At 40.3% G+C, this 16,678-nt stretch carries 15 protein-coding genes; 14 read left to right on the plus strand and 1 reads right to left on the minus strand.

What is annotated here, in order from left to right:
* Positions 1-495 precede the first annotated feature (495 nt).
* The 11 genes from trxB to AUF14_RS17915 all read left to right on the plus strand — a co-directional run bounded on the left by trxB (position 496) and on the right by AUF14_RS17915 (position 11,626).
* Positions 496-1,425: a thioredoxin-disulfide reductase gene (gene trxB / locus AUF14_RS17865; protein WP_102866351.1), complete on the plus strand. Its 930-nt coding sequence runs from the start codon at positions 496-498 to the stop codon at positions 1,423-1,425.
* A 178-nt stretch (positions 1,426-1,603) separates the two neighbouring features.
* The gene (gene trxA, locus AUF14_RS17870; RefSeq protein ID WP_048718598.1) at positions 1,604-1,921 is read left to right on the plus strand and encodes a thioredoxin TrxA; all 318 of its coding nucleotides are present in this window, start codon (positions 1,604-1,606) and stop codon (positions 1,919-1,921) included.
* 41 nt (positions 1,922-1,962) lie between these two features.
* The gene (grdA, locus tag AUF14_RS17875) at positions 1,963-2,427 is read left to right on the plus strand and encodes a glycine/sarcosine/betaine reductase complex selenoprotein A (protein WP_102866352.1); all 465 of its coding nucleotides are present in this window, start codon (positions 1,963-1,965) and stop codon (positions 2,425-2,427) included.
* A gap of 83 nt (positions 2,428-2,510) precedes the next feature.
* The gene (gene grdC, locus AUF14_RS17880; RefSeq protein WP_102866353.1) at positions 2,511-4,046 is read left to right on the plus strand and encodes a glycine/sarcosine/betaine reductase complex component C subunit beta; all 1,536 of its coding nucleotides are present in this window, start codon (positions 2,511-2,513) and stop codon (positions 4,044-4,046) included.
* A gap of 4 nt (positions 4,047-4,050) precedes the next feature.
* Positions 4,051-5,208: a glycine/sarcosine/betaine reductase complex component C subunit alpha gene (grdD, locus tag AUF14_RS17885; RefSeq protein ID WP_102866354.1), complete on the plus strand. Its 1,158-nt coding sequence runs from the start codon at positions 4,051-4,053 to the stop codon at positions 5,206-5,208.
* 95 nt (positions 5,209-5,303) lie between these two features.
* The gene (locus tag AUF14_RS17890; RefSeq protein WP_102866355.1) at positions 5,304-6,629 is read left to right on the plus strand and encodes a glycine/sarcosine/betaine reductase component B subunit; all 1,326 of its coding nucleotides are present in this window, start codon (positions 5,304-5,306) and stop codon (positions 6,627-6,629) included.
* Between the two features lie 92 nt (positions 6,630-6,721).
* Complete coding sequence (gene grdH / locus AUF14_RS17895) at positions 6,722-8,041, plus strand: betaine reductase selenoprotein B (protein WP_102866356.1); 1,320 nt, start codon at positions 6,722-6,724, stop codon at positions 8,039-8,041.
* A 67-nt stretch (positions 8,042-8,108) separates the two neighbouring features.
* Positions 8,109-9,596, plus strand: a complete 1,488-nt coding sequence (locus tag AUF14_RS17900; protein ID WP_102866357.1) for a glycine betaine uptake BCCT transporter — start codon at positions 8,109-8,111, stop codon at positions 9,594-9,596.
* A gap of 165 nt (positions 9,597-9,761) precedes the next feature.
* Positions 9,762-10,460: a GntR family transcriptional regulator gene (locus AUF14_RS17905; RefSeq protein ID WP_016178802.1), complete on the plus strand. Its 699-nt coding sequence runs from the start codon at positions 9,762-9,764 to the stop codon at positions 10,458-10,460.
* A 39-nt stretch (positions 10,461-10,499) separates the two neighbouring features.
* Entirely contained in the window at positions 10,500-11,057 is a 558-nt protein-coding gene (locus AUF14_RS17910; protein WP_102866358.1) for a DUF3841 domain-containing protein, read from the plus strand.
* Entirely contained in the window at positions 11,015-11,626 is a 612-nt protein-coding gene (locus AUF14_RS17915; protein WP_016178800.1) for a DUF3841 domain-containing protein, read from the plus strand. Before AUF14_RS17910 ends, AUF14_RS17915 begins: the two co-directional genes overlap by 43 nt.
* A gap of 32 nt (positions 11,627-11,658) precedes the next feature.
* Here the strand turns inward: AUF14_RS17915 and abc-f are convergent, their stop codons facing one another.
* A complete protein-coding gene (abc-f, locus tag AUF14_RS17920) occupies positions 11,659-13,152 on the minus strand; it encodes a ribosomal protection-like ABC-F family protein (protein ID WP_102866359.1) in 1,494 nt (497 codons plus the stop codon).
* Positions 13,153-13,797: 645 nt separating this feature from the next.
* On the opposite strand from abc-f, the gene AUF14_RS17925 reads away from it, so the two are divergent.
* The 3 genes from AUF14_RS17925 (at position 13,798) to AUF14_RS17935 (ending at position 16,660) form a co-directional block, all read left to right on the plus strand.
* Positions 13,798-15,546, plus strand: coding sequence for a glycoside hydrolase family 13 protein (locus AUF14_RS17925; protein ID WP_102866360.1), 1,749 nt, complete (start codon positions 13,798-13,800; stop codon positions 15,544-15,546).
* Between the two features lie 109 nt (positions 15,547-15,655).
* Complete coding sequence (locus tag AUF14_RS17930; RefSeq protein ID WP_102866361.1) at positions 15,656-16,027, plus strand: DUF1304 family protein; 372 nt, start codon at positions 15,656-15,658, stop codon at positions 16,025-16,027.
* Positions 16,028-16,147: 120 nt separating this feature from the next.
* Entirely contained in the window at positions 16,148-16,660 is a 513-nt protein-coding gene (locus tag AUF14_RS17935; RefSeq protein WP_102866362.1) for a YehS family protein, read from the plus strand.
* Positions 16,661-16,678 lie beyond the last annotated feature (18 nt).

Here is a 16,678-nt window from a genome sequence, read left to right on the forward strand (position 1 = left end):
GAGAACAGGAAAATAATAAATAGTAAAAAGCAGATGGACTATTCCATAGTCTTAAACCTGTAATAGCAAATTGAAAAATTTTGGAATGGAATATTTATAAAGTGAAATAGATAACTAAATGGTTTTATAAAGGATAACAAAATGATAAAAACAGAAATCTTAAGATTCATAAAAGAACAACTGTAATATTATTTTATAAAATAAATAACGAAAAAAATGAGTTGAAAATGGATTGCATCATCTTGTAAATGTTGGTAGAATGTGGTTGAGAAAGTTAGTCGTTTGTCGACAATCGACTAAAAGCGAATTTATCTATATCCTTTTAACTATAAAAGAGCATCTAAGATATAAATGTTCAATAAATCACAATTTTGTTGGTTCATCTACTTTTAGCATCTTGTTTACAAAAAGTAAAAAGAAAGCATAAAAAATTTATTTAAGAAAATCACGGTGGTTAATCATCGTATTTTATAAAGAAAGGGATGAAGGATAGATATGCAAGTGTATGACGTAATCATCATCGGTGCAGGACCAGCTGGCTTGTCAGCAGCCATTTATGCCGGACGTGCGAGACTAAAAACATTACTAATTGAAAAAGGGAAGGATGGGGGGCAAATTATACTGACTTCCGAGATTGAAAATTATCCAGGAAGTCTTGAGAAGGAATCGGGACGTTCGTTGATTCAGCGAATGACTGAACAAGTAGCCTCATTCGGTGTCGAACGGGCCGCAGATACGATCACAGAAGTTGATTTATCCAACGATGTAAAGGTCATTAAAGGGAAAAAAGAAGAGTATCAAAGTCGTTCGGTTATTATTGCTTCTGGAGCCTTTCCGCGCCCAATTGGTTGCGAGAACGAAAAAGAATTCATGGGGAAGGGACTATCCTATTGCGCGACGTGCGATGCGGCCTTTTTTGAAGACATGGAGGTTTTTGTGATTGGCGGCGGAAATTCAGCTGTTGAGGAAGCAATGTTCTTATCGACCTTTGCTCGAAAAGTGACAATCATCCAGAATTTACCAGAGTTGACGGCAGATGCTATCGCAATCGAGCAAATAATGGCAAATGAAAAGGTCCATTTTATCTACAATTCTGTAGTAGAAAGACTTGAGGGTGATGGCATTGTTGAAGCGATAACGATCCGTAATACCGAAACAAATGAAGCAACACGTTTCGAAGCTGACGAAGAAGACGGATTGATTGGTGTTTTCAGTTTTATCGGCTACTTACCGCAGTCGAAAATTTTTGAAAATGTCTTAGAAATGGAAAGCGGATACATTAAAACCGATGAGAAAATGGCGACGAGTATTCCTGGTGTATACGCAGCAGGAGATGTTCGAGTGAAAAATGTGCGTCAAGTTGTTACCGCCAGCGGTGATGGCTGTACAGCAGCTGTCGCAGTCGAAAAGTATCTGCATCATTAGCATTTTACTTGAAGTGTAAATTCAAGGTAGAAAAAAATAAGTACATTAAACTGAATAAGGATTTCAGTTCTGTTTCTTGCTTTAGCAAGATTAACAGAATGACATACGGTATGAAAAACAAATTCATTTTTCTTTGAGAAAAATGAATACATTAATCTGAATAAGGAGTAGTGAAACGATGAAAGTTTTAAATAAGAAAAACTTTGAAGAGGAAGTTTTACAAAGTGAAGGAACAATGCTAGTTGATTTCTTTTCAGAAACCTGCGAACCCTGTCAAGCTCTGATGCCAAGTATCGAAGAGTTTGCAGATAAATATAGCGGAAAGATTCCTTTTGCAAAATTAGATACTGCAAAAGCTAGAAGAGTAGCAATCGGACAAAAAATCCTTGGAATACCAGTCATTGCAATTTATCAAGACGGTGAAAAAGTCGAGGAATTAGTGAAAGATGACGCAACGCCAGAAAATGTTGAAGCAATGATCAAAAAATATATTTAACGGGTAAAGCCGTTTAAATAAAAAAATAAGGAGGAATCATTATGTTGCTGAAAGACAAAAAAGTTATTATCCTCGGCGACAGAGACGGCGTTCCTGGTCAAGCCATTGAAGAATGTGTGAAACCACTAGGCGCAGATGTAGTATTCTCATCTACAGAATGCTTTGTCTGAACGGCCGCGGGCGCAATGGATCTGGAAAATCAAAAGAGGGTAAAAGAATTTACAGAGGAATTCGGTGCTGAGAATATTGTTGTTGTTCTTGGCGCGGCGGAAGGTGAAGCTGCTGGTTTAGCTGCCGAAACTGTAACTTTAGGCGACCCTACGTATGCCGGTCCATTAGCGGGAGTCCAGTTAGGACTTGACGTATATCATATCGTGGAACCAGAAATGAAAGAAGCGATCGACTCTGAGCTGTATGAGGAACAAGTTGGCATGATGGAAATGGTACTAGACATTGACGATATCGTCGACGAAATGACTTCAATTCGAAGTCAAGTAAGTGAATAAGTTCAAAGTGCAGTTTTTTTGATGATGCTGGACTGGAACTTGTTCAGCATCATCCCACAATTTTGAAAAGAAAGGATGTTTCTATGTATAGCGTATTGAAAGGGTCGAGCTATTTTCTTGCACATACCCCAGATATGGTAGTCTACAACGGCACTACTCAAACACTTCAAAGAAAAATTGATCCTGATTCAGAATACTTGAAAGAAATAAGTAACCATCTACGCGATTACGAAACTTGTGTCGCTTATCCACCGAACCAAGTCTATATTGGAAACATGACACCAGAAGAACTCGAAGCTATCGAGACCCCTTGGTACGATAAAAAAGCTGAGAACAAACGCCAGGGTACTTTTGGTGAGATCATGCCTGAAGATGAGTTCATCGGTATGATGAAATATGTCGATGTGTTTGACTTGGTCAAATTGAAGGATGATTTTAGTAAAACAGTAAAAGAAAAATTAGATCAACATCCATTATTGGATGAGAAAATTTTAGCAAAGCTTTCAGAGGAAGTATCCTCGGAAGAGATTTCAGGTTTCATCGAAAATGAACAGGCAGAACCAATTTATTTTAAAGGCGATGTCGTAGGCTGTGTAAAAGCCGCTCATAATTTAGATGATACCTTGTTTGCTCATGTCATTTTTGAAAACCTGGTTTCGAAAGCATCCTGTACGATTGCGATCTTACATTTGCTTCAGCAAACAGGCATCGCCAAAAATGAAATTGAATATGTGCTCGAATGTTCAGAAGAAGCCTGCGGAGATATGAATCAACGCGGCGGTGGGAACTTTGCGAAGGCAGCAGCGGAAATGGCTGGGTTGGAGAATGCAACTGGCAGCGATGTTCGCGGTTTTTGTGCTGGCCCGACCCACGCATTGATTCAAGCCGCTTCATTAGTGAAATCGGGCGTCTTCAAAAATGTAATCGTTACCGCAGGCGGTTCAACAGCGAAGCTAGGCATGAACGGAAAAGATCATTTAAATAAAGGGCTACCAATTTTAGAGGATTGTGTTGCAAGCTTTGCAGTCTTAATCTCTGAAAATGATGGTGTCAGTCCAGAATTGAATATCGATATTGTTGGGCGGCATACGGTCGGCACAGGGGCATCACCGCAAAAGGTGATCTCTTCACTGACCAGCATCCCGTTGGAAAAAGCTGGATTGAAGCTGACAGATATCGATAAATATTCTGTTGAGATGCAAAATTCTGATATCACTAAACCAGCGGGAGCAGGAAATGTGCCTGAAGCAAATTATAAAATGATTGGTGCTCTAGCAGTAATGAAAAAGCAGATCGAAAAATCCGAATTAGCTAATTTCGTGAAGCAGCATGGAATGGTGGGATGGACGCCGACTCAAGGACATATTCCATCTGGTATCCCCTATCTTGGCTTCGGGCGAAACGATATTATGGCTGGTAAGGTCAATCGAGCAATGTTTGTCGGAAAAGGCAGTCTATTCTTAGGACGAATGACGAACTTATTTGATGGCATTTCATTTGTGTTGCAAAAAAATAGCGGCAAACAGGAGGAAACTGTTTCTGAAGATCAAATCAAGCAATTAATTGCGGAAGCTCTTCGTGACTTCGCAAGTCATCTTGCTGGAAAGCTAGAGGAGTGATCCTATGGCTGAAAAAGAAACCAAACAAATAATCGCGGATGTATTTCAAGGACTTGCGAACACGTTGGAAACTGGCCGAGGGGTTTCCTCAACAGTGGCCTTAACTGCCTTAGGAAGCGAGCATGACGAAGCAGAGCTGATCGAAGCGGCAAAAATGGCTGCTAACAAAGGAATTTCGGTAAAAGTTATTGGCACACAGAAAATCGACTATTCTGGGATTGAAAGTTTCTTAGTTTCAGATGCGGAGGAAGGCCATAAGAAATTAGAGGAGCTATTGAACGAAGGTGTTGCGGATGCTGGTGTGACGATGCACTATCCGTTTCCGATCGGTGTTTCTACTGTTGGTCGAGTGCTCACTCCCGCCAAAGGAAAGCACATGTATCTAGCAACAACAACGGGTACCTCTGCACTGACACGAGTAGAGGCATTGGTACGGAATGCCTTATATGGCATCATCACAGCAAAAGCTTGTGGAATCGCAGAACCGACCATTGGGTTATTGAACATTGATGGCGCGCGTCAAGCAGAGATTACATTAAAAAGATTGGCGGAAAATGGCTATCCGATCCATTTTGCAACTTCGAATCGCAGTGATGGCGGAGCGGTGATGCGGGGGAATGATGTCCTTGCAGGGACTTGTGATGTCATGGTGATGGATTCTTTAACGGGGAATATTTTGCAGAAAATCTTTTCTTCCTATAGTACAGGCGGAAATTATGAGTCATTAGGGTTTGGTTATGGCCCCGGTGTGGGAGAAGGAATGGACAAGCTGATTATGATCGTCTCTCGTGCTTCCGGTGCGCCAGTTGTGAGCGGGGCGATAGAATTCGCAGATGAACTTGTTCGTGGAAACTTCCAGCAAGTTCAAGAAGCGGAATTTGCCAAATTGAGGCAGGCGTCTTTAGATACTTTGCTAAAAGAAATTCAACCGCAAAAAGAAGTAGTACAAGAAGAAGTTACTCAACCAGATAAAGAAATTGTAACTGAAGAGATTCATGGAGTAGAAATCTTAGATTTAGAGAATGCTGTTCATCATTTATGGAAACAAGGAATATACGCTGAGAGTGGTATGGGGTGTACCGGTCCAGTTGTAATGATTGCGGACAAACGCTTGTCTGAAGCGAAGGCTTGTTTGGCTGATGGCGGCTATATAGGAAGCTAAGTTGTCGCTTGTATATGTTTAACGTAAAAATATCAAGTTTTACTCTATAAAGAGCATTTAGATGAGATGCATTGATTTTAGAAAGGAGCAAGTAAATGAAATTAGATATCGCAAATTTTCATGTCGTGGATATTCAATTCGGTGAAAAGACAGCATATGCCGATGGGATCTTGACGATCAATAAAAAAGAAGCATTAGATGTCGTTTTTGAAGACGAACACATCACAAAAGCAGAACTACACATCGTTAAACCCGGGGATGAAGTTCGATTGGTCCCGGTAAAAGAAGCGATTGAGCCTCGTTATCGTGTTGGAGACGGACCAGTTTTTCCTGGCGTTACTGGGAAATTGATGCAAGCTGGTGACGGGGTGACTCATGCGTTAAAGGACATGAGTGTCTTAGTTGTCGGACAACACTGGGGAGGGTTCCAAGATGGACTGATTGACATGAGTGGAGAAGGGGCGAAATATACCTATTATTCTCAACTTAAAAATGTTGTATTAGTGGCTGACACGGATGAAGAATTCGAATGGCATGAACAGCAAAAGAAAAATCATGCACTACGCTGGGCAGGCATGCGTTTAGCTGAGTATATCGGAGCAGTCACCAAAGGCTTAAAATCAGATGAGGTGGAAACCTATGAACTAGAACCGATTACCAAACGCAGTGAAGCTGTCAACAAATTACCAAGTGTGGTCTTTGTCTTACAGCCGCAATCACAAATGGAAGACTCAGGCTATAATGACTTAAATTACGGTTGGGACTGCAATTTGATGCTTCCGACTTTTATGCATCCGAATGAAGTGCTGGATGGTGCGATGATTTCGGGCTCCTTTATGCCGTGTTCATCAAAATGGTCGACCTATGATTTTCAAAACTTCCCAATGATAAAACGGTTATATGAAGAACATGGAAAAACAATCAATTTCCTAGGAATCATTATGTCGAATCTAAACGTCGCCTTGGAGCAAAAAGAACGTGCGGCCCTATTTGTTGCGCAAATGGCAAAAAGCTTAGGTGCTGATAGTGCTGTGGTAGCAGAAGAAGGGTATGGTAATCCGGATGCTGACTTTACCGCTTGTTATGTAGCTTTAGAGGATGCAGGGATTAAAACGGTTGGTTTGACTAATGAATGCACAGGGCGCGATGGCGCCAGCCAGCCACTTGTATCAATGGACGAAAAATGTGATGCGATCGTTTCAGCAGGAAACGTGTCAACGTTGATTGAACTTCCACCAATGAAGACTGTATTAGGAGAATTAGAAGCGTTAGCTAGAGATGGCCTTTCTGGCGGCTGGTCAAATGATGAAATTTTGGGTGCTTCGGTAAAACCAGATGGGTCGATTATTATGGAGAACAACGCAATGTTCTGCGGAGATCAGGTGGTTGGCTGGTCAACGAAGACTATGGTTGAATTCTAAATTTGTCATTTGGTACTTTGAAATGAACTGAAGAATTAAATTGAAGCGTTTTTCCAAAAGAATTCAAGATAGACAGAATTAGGAGGGAAATTATGAAAGCGATTTTATATATCAATCAGTTTTTCGGACAGATTGGCGGCGAAGAATTCGCTGGTCATGAGCCGGAAATTAGAGAGGGAATTGTTGGCCCAGGCATGGCTTATGCCAAAGCTTTAAAAGATGAAGTTGAAATCACGCATACGATCATCTGTGGCGACAATTTTATGGGATCAAAAACCGACGAAGCAATTAAAAGAATTCTTGGCTTTTTAGATGATAAAGAATTTGATATTTTCTTTGCCGGACCAGCATTTCGAGCAGGGCGATACGGTGCAGCTTGTGGCCATATCTGTTCGGCTGTTCAGAAGAAATTTGGTGTTCCAGCAATCACCTCGATGAATGAAGAAAATCCAGGTGTGGAGATGTACCGTAAGGAAATGTACATTTTTGAAGGTGGAGCAAGTGCAGCAGCGATGCGTAAAGATGTTGCGAAAATGTCCGCTTTTGCCTTGCGTTTATTATATGGAGAAAAATTGAACTCAGCAGTTGAAGAGTGCTATTTCGGTCGGGGAATACGTGATCAAATTTGGTTGGACCCACCAGTACCAGCAACCGACCGTGTTATTGATATGCTATTGAAAAAAGTCAATGGAGAAGAGTATCAATCTGAATTGATCATTCCTAAATCAGAACGAGCACCGATCGCGCCAGCTATTCCACCAGAAGAGTTAGCTAAAATAAAAGTTGCCTTAGTGACATCTGGCGGAATCGTTCCAGTTGGCAATCCAGATAGAATTCAATCTGCTTCAGCAACCAAATGGGGCAAATATAATATTGAAGAAATGGATGAGCTGAAAAAAGGTGAGTTTATGACAATTCACGCGGGGTTTGACCCAGCTGCCGCCAACGATGATCCGAACGTTGTTCTGCCGTTAGATGTAATGAAAGAATATGCGAAAGAAGGAAAAATCGGCGGAGTGTATCCGTACTTCTATGCAACTGTAGGTACCGGAACGACGCAAGCAGAAGCGACTCGGATGGGACAAGAAATTGCGCAGGAATTGGTCGATGATGGGGTTAAGGCCGTTATACTGACATCCACCTGAGGCACCTGTACTCGTTGCGGGGCAACGATGACCAGAGAAATTGAAAAAGCAGGAATTACGATTGTTCAAATGGCGAACCTGATTCCAGTGGCTCGTACAGTAGGTGTAAACCGAATTGTACCAACGATTTCGATTCCATATCCATTAGGCGATCCTGCCACACCGAAGGAAGTTCAACACAAACTCCGTTACCATCGTGTGGGAGTTGCGCTAGATGCGTTAACCACTGATATTGAAGAACCTCGACTCTTTGAAGTAAAAGTTTAATTGCAGAATTGACGAGCTGTTTAACGACGGCTCGTCCAACAAAAAACTTTGAAGAGGAGACGTTCAGATGAAAAAAAATATAGTATTTTATGTTTCTCTTTTAATTACGGCTATTATTGTAGTGATTGGGTTAATTGCGCCAGGTCCATTCGCACAGGCGATGAATAGCACGAAAGCTTTTTTAGTAGATACATTTGGTTGGTTTTATTTAATTGCTATGTTTGTATTTGTCGTTTTCTCGTTACTTATTGCTTTCAGTCGTTTTGGTAAAATAAAATTGGGCCCAGACGATTCTGTTCCTGAATATAGTAATAAATCTTGGTTTGCAATGTTGTTTGGAGCTGGAATGGGGATTGGGTTGGTTTTTTGGGGAGTGGCAGAGCCGCTGAATCATTTTGCTACGTTTGGCGGAACAGAAAAAGCAGCGGATATAGCTATGCAGAAATCTTTTTTACATTGGGGCTTTCATCCATGGGCGGCTTATTCGATTATTGGAATGGCGCTGGCTTACTTCCAATTCAGGAAAAAAACACCTGGATTGATCAGCAGTATTTTCTTACCGATTTTAGGCGAGGAAGGTGTACGAGGACCGATTGGAAAACTAATTGATATTTGTGCGGTTTTCGCAACAGTTGCCGGAATCGCCACCTCACTTGGTCAAGGAACCTTACAGATTAATTCAGGTCTGAATTATTTGTTTGATATTCCAACAACACGTCTGGTTCAGATTATTATTATTGTGGGCTTAACCATTATTTATACATGGACTGCAGTCAGCGGAATTGATAAAGGGATCAAACTATTATCAGATATTAATCTTTATTTGGCAATCGCGCTGCTTCTAGGAGCTTTTCTGGTGGGTCCGAAAATCATGTCATTGAACATTTTCACTAATTCATTTGGGGGATATATCAATAACATCGTATCAGAAAGTTTTTCAATCAATCCATTTGGAGACAACTCGTGGCTCGGTTCATGGACAATTTTTTATTGGTCGTGGTGGATCGCTTGGGGGCCATTTGTAGGAACCTTTATCGCTAGAATCTCCAAAGGAAGAACGATTAAGGAGTTTGTCTTAGGAGTAATCATTGCCCCATCGATGGTTTCCTTTATTTGGTTCTCGATCTTTGGCAGTTTAGGATTGAATCTTGATATCGGAATTATCAATAAGGCAAAGGAAGTGACGGAAACAGCACTGTTTGTGGTTCTTGCTGAATATCCATTAGGAATGATTTTTTCAATCATTGCTATCTGTCTTTTGTGTACTTTTTTCATCACATCTGCCAATTCGGGGATTTTTGTTTTGTCGATGTTTTCGTCAGAGGGTGATTTGAATCCCGGCAATGATAAAAAAATCTTATGGGGAGTCATTCAAGCTTTATTAGCTTTGGTTTTATTGATGACCGGCGGTTTGGATGCTTTGCAGACATGCTCAATCGTAGCGGCATTACCATTAACAGTGATCATGCTATTATGTGCCGTTTGTTTATTTAAGGCTTTGATGCAGGAAAAGAAAACACCAGACAAATTATCCGAGTCTTCTAAGCTAGAATAACGCGACTAGGCTGACTATTCATGTGAATAAAAGTACAATCGGTTTTTTCTGAAAAATCAGAGATATTGAAACGATTGAAGCGGTCAAATACCGAACGACAAGAGACTTAGCAAAGGCTTTCTGATATAATTAGTGACGTATATCTGAAAGGATGCTGAATTATTTATGGATATTATGCCTAGATACGAAAAACAAAGCTTAAGTGACATGGTCGTATCGTATGTTAAAAATAGAATCTTGTCTGGCACGTTAAAAGGCGGCGATCGTTTAATCGAGACAGATATCTCGAATCATTTTAATATTAGCCGAGCTCCAGTAAGAGAAGCCATGCGGATTTTGAACGAACAGGGGTTAATCACGTTTTCACCTCGCAAAGGCAATCATGTGATTGAAATGGACCCAGCAGAAATAATGGAAGTGTTTGAAATTCGAACCTCACTAGAAACGCAAATTTTACGAAAAATTTTGCGAAATCAAATGATTAAGGAAGAAGATTTTCAACAGCTGACAGAGATTGCTTTGGAGATGAAGGATGGCGAGAATCGTTGTCGTAATGAAGAGGATAAGGTCTTTTTGCTGAATACATTAGATATTTCATTCCATAAGTATCTTTGGCAGCTGTCAGGCAGTGTGCGCAGAGCGCAGATTTTAGAGAGCTTGTTCTATCAGTTACTTATCGCCATGAACGAAGATCTTTCTTCTTTGGGGATTCTTGAGAAGAAATCAGAAGAGCATCTGGCTTTTGTTGAGGTTTTACGTAAGAATGAACTTCCATTAGTTGTTCGTTCGTTTCATAATCACATCCAAAATTATGTTAAAGCTACTTTGCCGGAGGAAGAACAGAATTTTTGTTTGGATTGCTAGGAAACATGTTTTTGCTTGTTTCTAACTTTTGGAGGAAATATGACAAACAAAGTAAAGGTTTGGACGAAGCAGCATGAAAATATTTTACAGGTGTTAGAACAAACGGGGCGGTATATTGCGAAAAAGGAATACATCCAGCAAAAGATGGAGGACCACAGCAGTCTGTATCTAGGTGTATATGAATGGTATATGCAGGCGGCTGCGCGTTTTGTTCAGCCGCCTGCTGACGTGAAATATCCAATTTGGGTATCGCTTTCAGAAGAAAACAGTATTCAAAATAGTGAAGGCAATACGATTTTAGAAATTGAACTTGACGAGGATCAGCTGATTGTGGTTGATTTATTGAAATGGGGAAATATTGTCAATCATTTGTACATTCCCAAAGATCTAGAGGACCAAAGGGAACATACAAGGCTGTTGGAGAAATACGGGATTGATGATATTACTGCTTTTATGACGCCTTTTTATCCTAATATCAAACGAAAAATCGAGCAAAGTCATGAGCGGCTTTTCGATGATTCGAGTGTATTGGGAGAGATGAAAGTGGGAACGATATGGGAAATTCGCAAGGAATGGATTACTCAAATAACCAGGTAACATTGTATACTTCTCAAAGTCGACTGGTAGTTGATAAGCTGATTAAATCGGGAAGGCATGTTGTCGACAACACCTTTATAAAGGAAAAGTACGGAGAAACGGCTCAAGTATTTTTGCAGGCGTACAGCTGGTATTGTCAAAATGCCGAAAAAATCGTTGAGCGTCCTGCAGATGCTGATTCTGCGATCTGGACTTTTTTAGATGTAAAATACCTCGATTATTCAATGGATTCTCAACTAATCAAGCTGCGTGTGCCGATCGAGCAGGTTGTCTTTTTCCGTATGTCTGATTGGAATAGGATTTTGAATCTGCGTTTTCTAGGTACGGAAGAGGAACAAGCAACGTATGATAACAAGCTGAAAAAATATAATATAACCTATGAAGGCGATGTTTATACGACAGCGTTCTATCCGCATTTGAAAACTGAGCTGATCCGCAGCTGGCAAAAGCTTTTTCACTATGATGCAGAGATAAAGAAAACTAAACGGCTGCCCTTTGAAGATATTCAAGGGGGAATATGGGAAGTTAAGCAGGCCTGGGTAGAATCTTTTTTAGAATGGAAAATGTAAATGAACCGTCCAATTTTTTTGGACGGTTCATTTTACTTATGCAACGCAATTTGTTTGGCGTGGATATTTTTTAAAAAGGTTTGATCGTGCTCTACAATCAGCATTGTTGGTTTGAGCTGAAGTAAAAGGTCTTCTAATTGTTTTTGATTAAATACATCTAGATAATTTAGAGGTTCGTCCCAAATATAGAGTTCGGCTTTTTGGGCAAGGGATTTTGCTAATTCAACTTTTTTCCGTTGTCCCATACTCATTTCTTCAATTTTATTTTGAAAGACATTTCGTTCCATTCCCAGCTTTCGCAAATTATTGAGAAACATAGAATAATCTAGCTGGTTAGCTTCAGCGAAATCCTGCAGATCGCCGCGATTGCTTTCGTAGTTTTGGCGAACATAACTAATTTTAACGTTTGGCCGCAGGAGTTCTCCGTTTCCTTCGCCCGCAAAGGTTCCTAATAAATAATGTAATACGCTGGATTTTCCGATTCCGTTAGGGCCGGTCAATGCTGTGATTTCTCCTCGTTTCAGTTCAAAGGACAAGGATGCAAAAAGAGGTTCTTGGTCGGGATAACGTAGTGATAGCTCCTCGACTTTCAAAAGCTGAGCATGTCGGCTCGGTTGATAGTTCATCGTTAGACGATCGACGTCTTCTAAATCCTTTAAGAGACCTTCTTTTGCTTCGATTTGATCATACATTCGCTGCTCGATAGTTTTTGAGCGTTTCATTGTCCGAGCAGCTCGCGCACCGATAAAACCTGTATCGAAGATTCCGCCACTGCCCTTTTCCGAGGGTTTGCCGTATTTATCTGTTTCTCGAGAGCGCGACCATTCGGCTTTTTCGGCAGCTGTTTTTTTCAAACGACCGACTTCTTTTTTTATTTTGCGGTTTTGAGCGAGCTCGAATTCATCTCGCAGCTTTTTTTGCTCCTCATAGGTAGAAAAGTTTCCTTGATAAAGCACTAATTGGCTTTTTTCGATGGCTAAGGTATGATCGGTGACCTGATTCAAAAATTGTCGATCATGACTGACAACGATAAAGCCATCTTTGTGTTGCAAATAATTCGCAACATGTTGACGACCTTGTAGGTCTAAATGATTGGTCGGTTCATCAATTAGTGGAAAAAAGTCTTCCTGTGTAAAGAGCAGCGCCAATAGAACCTTTGTTTGCTCGCCTCCAGAAAGAGTTTGATAGGGTTGCCACAAAATTTGCGGGTCTAACTGAATCAGATTCATCTCTCGTTCTAATTCCCATAGCTCAAAATCAGCGACCTCCAGCAATGCGTAATAGGTTAATTGTTCAGCTTCGCTAACGCTTGCTGGAAAATAAACCGGACGTAATGGAAACTGAATATCTCCTTGATAGGTGTGTTTTCCTAAAAGTAATTGCAGAAGGGTGGTCTTTCCGCGACCATTACGACCAACTAAACCTAATTTCCAATTGCTATCAATTGCTAAATTGGCGTCATTAAACAATAAATCGACCTGTTTATCAAAACCAAAGGTTAAATGTGTAATTTTAATTGTAGACATAAAAAAATTCCCCCTTTTGTTTCATTAGAGAAACAAAAAAATCCTGACCAATTTTCAGGAAAGGATTAGGGCGATTCTTGGCTCAATAGTAACAAGCAGGTAGAACGGCTAGCTCATTAGAGAGGAAATTATTTTTCAAAGTTCGTGAAAAATAATTTTATTCTCGTACGCCTACCATTCTGCTAAACTGCTTGTTCACTATATTCGCGAAATTTTTATATTACCTATTCATGCTTAGCAAACTGCAACAAGCACAACTGGCAACAAAAAAAGACCATCCCTTGAAATCCTAAGCCAATCCTGAAAATCTGCCCACTGATCCTATCAACAACTGTCAATTTATGATCGGTTTGCAACTTCCAACATTCGCTTAGTTTTTCAACGGCATGATCCCTCGTTTCTGTCTTTGATGAATTTATTAAAACAAAATTCTTTGGCTTTGTCAAAAAAATACGGACGCAGCCGCTTCCCCAAACATGCTACGCCCTGGAGTGATCCTCGTAAAACGAGGCGAAGAAAATTATTCTTCTATAATTATAGTAGCATAATTTTGTGAAAAAAATGTGTTTGAACACTTGAAATAGTTTGAAGTGGAGACGTTGTTAATATTTTTGTTACAATGAAGGCAAAGAAGGAGGTGGCGGGATGAACAATGCAGGAATTTATCATCGTCCCGAGAGTGAGTTTGCGTTTCTTTATACTAAAGATCGGATGCGGATTCGTTTGCAGACAGCTCGTGATGACGTAAAAACCGTGGGGCTGATCAGCGGAGATTTTTATACCTTTGCTGAAGAAAAATGGTATCAGAAACAGCAACCTATGAACAAAGCCTACACGACTGATAATCACGATTATTGGGAGATTGAAGTTACCGCTTCCCATCACCGTTTGGCCTATGCTTTTTGTATTACAGATTTTTCAGGTAAGCAGGTTTTTTATACAGATCAAGGGATTTTTGACTATGAAGAAAAACGTTTAATGCATGATAATCTCTATTTCCGAATGCCATATTTTCAGGAAATCGATCGCTTTAAGGTACCGGATTGGGTAGCTAAAACGGTTTGGTATCAAATTTTTCCCGAGCGCTTTTATAATGGCGATCCCACGAATGATCCGGAAGGTACGCTTGCGTGGGGCAGTGAAAAACCGTCCCGAGAGAATTTTTTCGGCGGTGATTTACAAGGAATCATTGATAAGCTGGACTATTTGGAAGAGCTGGGTGTGAATGGTTTATATCTTTGTCCGATTTTTACCTCACCGTCGAATCACAAGTATGATACTATCGATTATTATGAGATTGACCCGCACTTTGGGGACAAGCAGCTTTTCCGTGAGTTAGTCGAAAAGGCGCATGAACGTGGAATGCGTGTCATGCTGGATGCAGTATTCAATCATCTTGGGGCAAGCTCTCACCAGTGGCAGGATGTGATTTTACATGGGCAAGAGTCAGCCTATGCTGATTGGTTCCACATTGCATCTTTTCCACCAAGCTATACCGCAATTCCTAATTCCGAAAACGCGAAAAATTTGAACTATGATACTTTCAATTTTAATCCGCATATGCCGAAGCTGAATACAGCGAACCCGGAAGTTCAGAAGTATTTGCTGGAAATCGCGACCTATTGGATTCGTGAATTTGATATCGATGGTTGGCGGCTGGACGTGGCAAATGAAGTGGATCATCATTTTTGGAAAGAGTTTCACCAAGCTGTTTTGAAGCAAAAGGAAGATTTATATATTTTAGGCGAAATTTGGCATTCTTCTCAACGCTGGTTACAGGGCGATGAATTTCATGCAGTGATGAATTATGCCTTTACAGATAATATCAAAGCTTTCTTTGTCGAGCAGTCGCTCTCAATTTCGCAAATGATTTTTGGGATGAATCGCCAGCAGATGCTTTATCGCGATCAAACCAATGAAGTAGCCTTTAATTTACTAGACTCTCATGATACACCTCGTATTCTGACTTTGTGTCAAGGCAATAAGGAGTTGATGAAAGCAGTCTTAACCTTTATGTTTATCCAAAAAGGAACTCCGTGTATTTATTATGGCACTGAAATTGGCATGGAGGGCGAAATGGACCCGGATTGTCGCCGATGCATGATTTGGGAGGAGCAGGACGAAGAGCTTTTAGCATTTGTGAAGCAATTGATTGCTTTGCGAAAGCAGTTTTCGGAAGTGTTCTGCTATGGAACTATGACTTGGCACTATGATGATGACAAAAAGGCGTTTTCGCTGACTCGACAGTATAAGGAAAAGACTTTAAGAGCTATCTTTAATGAAGGAGAAGCCTTTGAGGTTGAAAGCGCAGGAACGCGATTGTTTGGGCAGAATTACCATGAGGATGATGCTTATCAGTTATCGCGTCATGGATTTGTGATTGAGAAGTTGTAAGACGTTTTGATTGGAAAAAAGGGAAAAGATGAATATAGTAGATATCTGATCAGATTTATTTTTTTGGAAGAAAAAATAATTACATTAATAGGAGTAAGGAGAAGTATCTATGGAATTCATCATTCTTTTATTATCCGGGATCATCGGTTTGCTGCATTTGGTAATTATGGGGCTGGAAATGTTTGCACCAGCGGAAAAACAGGCAAAAACATTTGCAATGCCAATGAAATTTGTCATTCAAAAAAATGCGCAAATTGCCTTGAAAAATATGGGCATTTATAATGGCAGCTTAGGATTGGCACTGTTGACAAGTCTGCTGCTATTTCAGGGAGATATAAGATTGAAGGTTTTGCTATTACTCAATCTGTTTGTCGTGATTGTGGGAATCTATGGTGGTAAGACCGTGACAAAATCGATCTATCTGATCCAAGCGCTGCCTGCGATCATTACAGTTTTATTCATCCTGCTTCAATTAATTTAAAGGGTTCGGCTAAGGAGCAAGTCCTAGCCGAACTTTTTTGACTGTCTTCAGCCACTTTAGAAGAAGCAGGCAGCATTGTGTTATAGTAGGAGGATCAGTCGAGAGCAATGGAGGAAGAACATGAATAATAACGATTTATTGTTGCGCTTAAGATATGCGTTGGATATCAAGGATGTGGATATTATAAAAGCTTTTGAATTAGGTGGCTTGGATATTTCCAGAGAAGAGGAAAGAGCCATGCTGACGAAAGTACGTGATCATGAGTTTGAAGAAAATGAAGGCTTTGAAAAGAACGTTTATGTAAAAATGATCAATAATAAAACCTTGGATAGCTTTTTGAATGGCTTTATTACCTTAAAACGTGGTGAACCGAAAAATAAAATGGCGCAGGCACCACAGCCTAAAAACACGGAAATTAGGCATATGAATAATGTTTTATTGAAAAAAGTGAAGATTGCGTTAGCACTGATCAATGATGATATGCTGGATATCTTGGCTGAGGCAGGTGTTTATCCTTCAAAAGGAGAGCTTGGGGCTATTCTAAGAAAAGAAGGACATCGTAATTTCAAGCCCTGCGGTGATAAATATGCGCGAAATTTTCTGAAGGGATTAGCACTATGCTACCGCGAGTAATTGAATAAAATAATTAAG

The organism is Enterococcus avium (assembly GCF_002891025.1).
GTDB classification, from domain to species: Bacteria; Bacillota; Bacilli; order Lactobacillales; family Enterococcaceae; genus Enterococcus_A; species Enterococcus_A avium.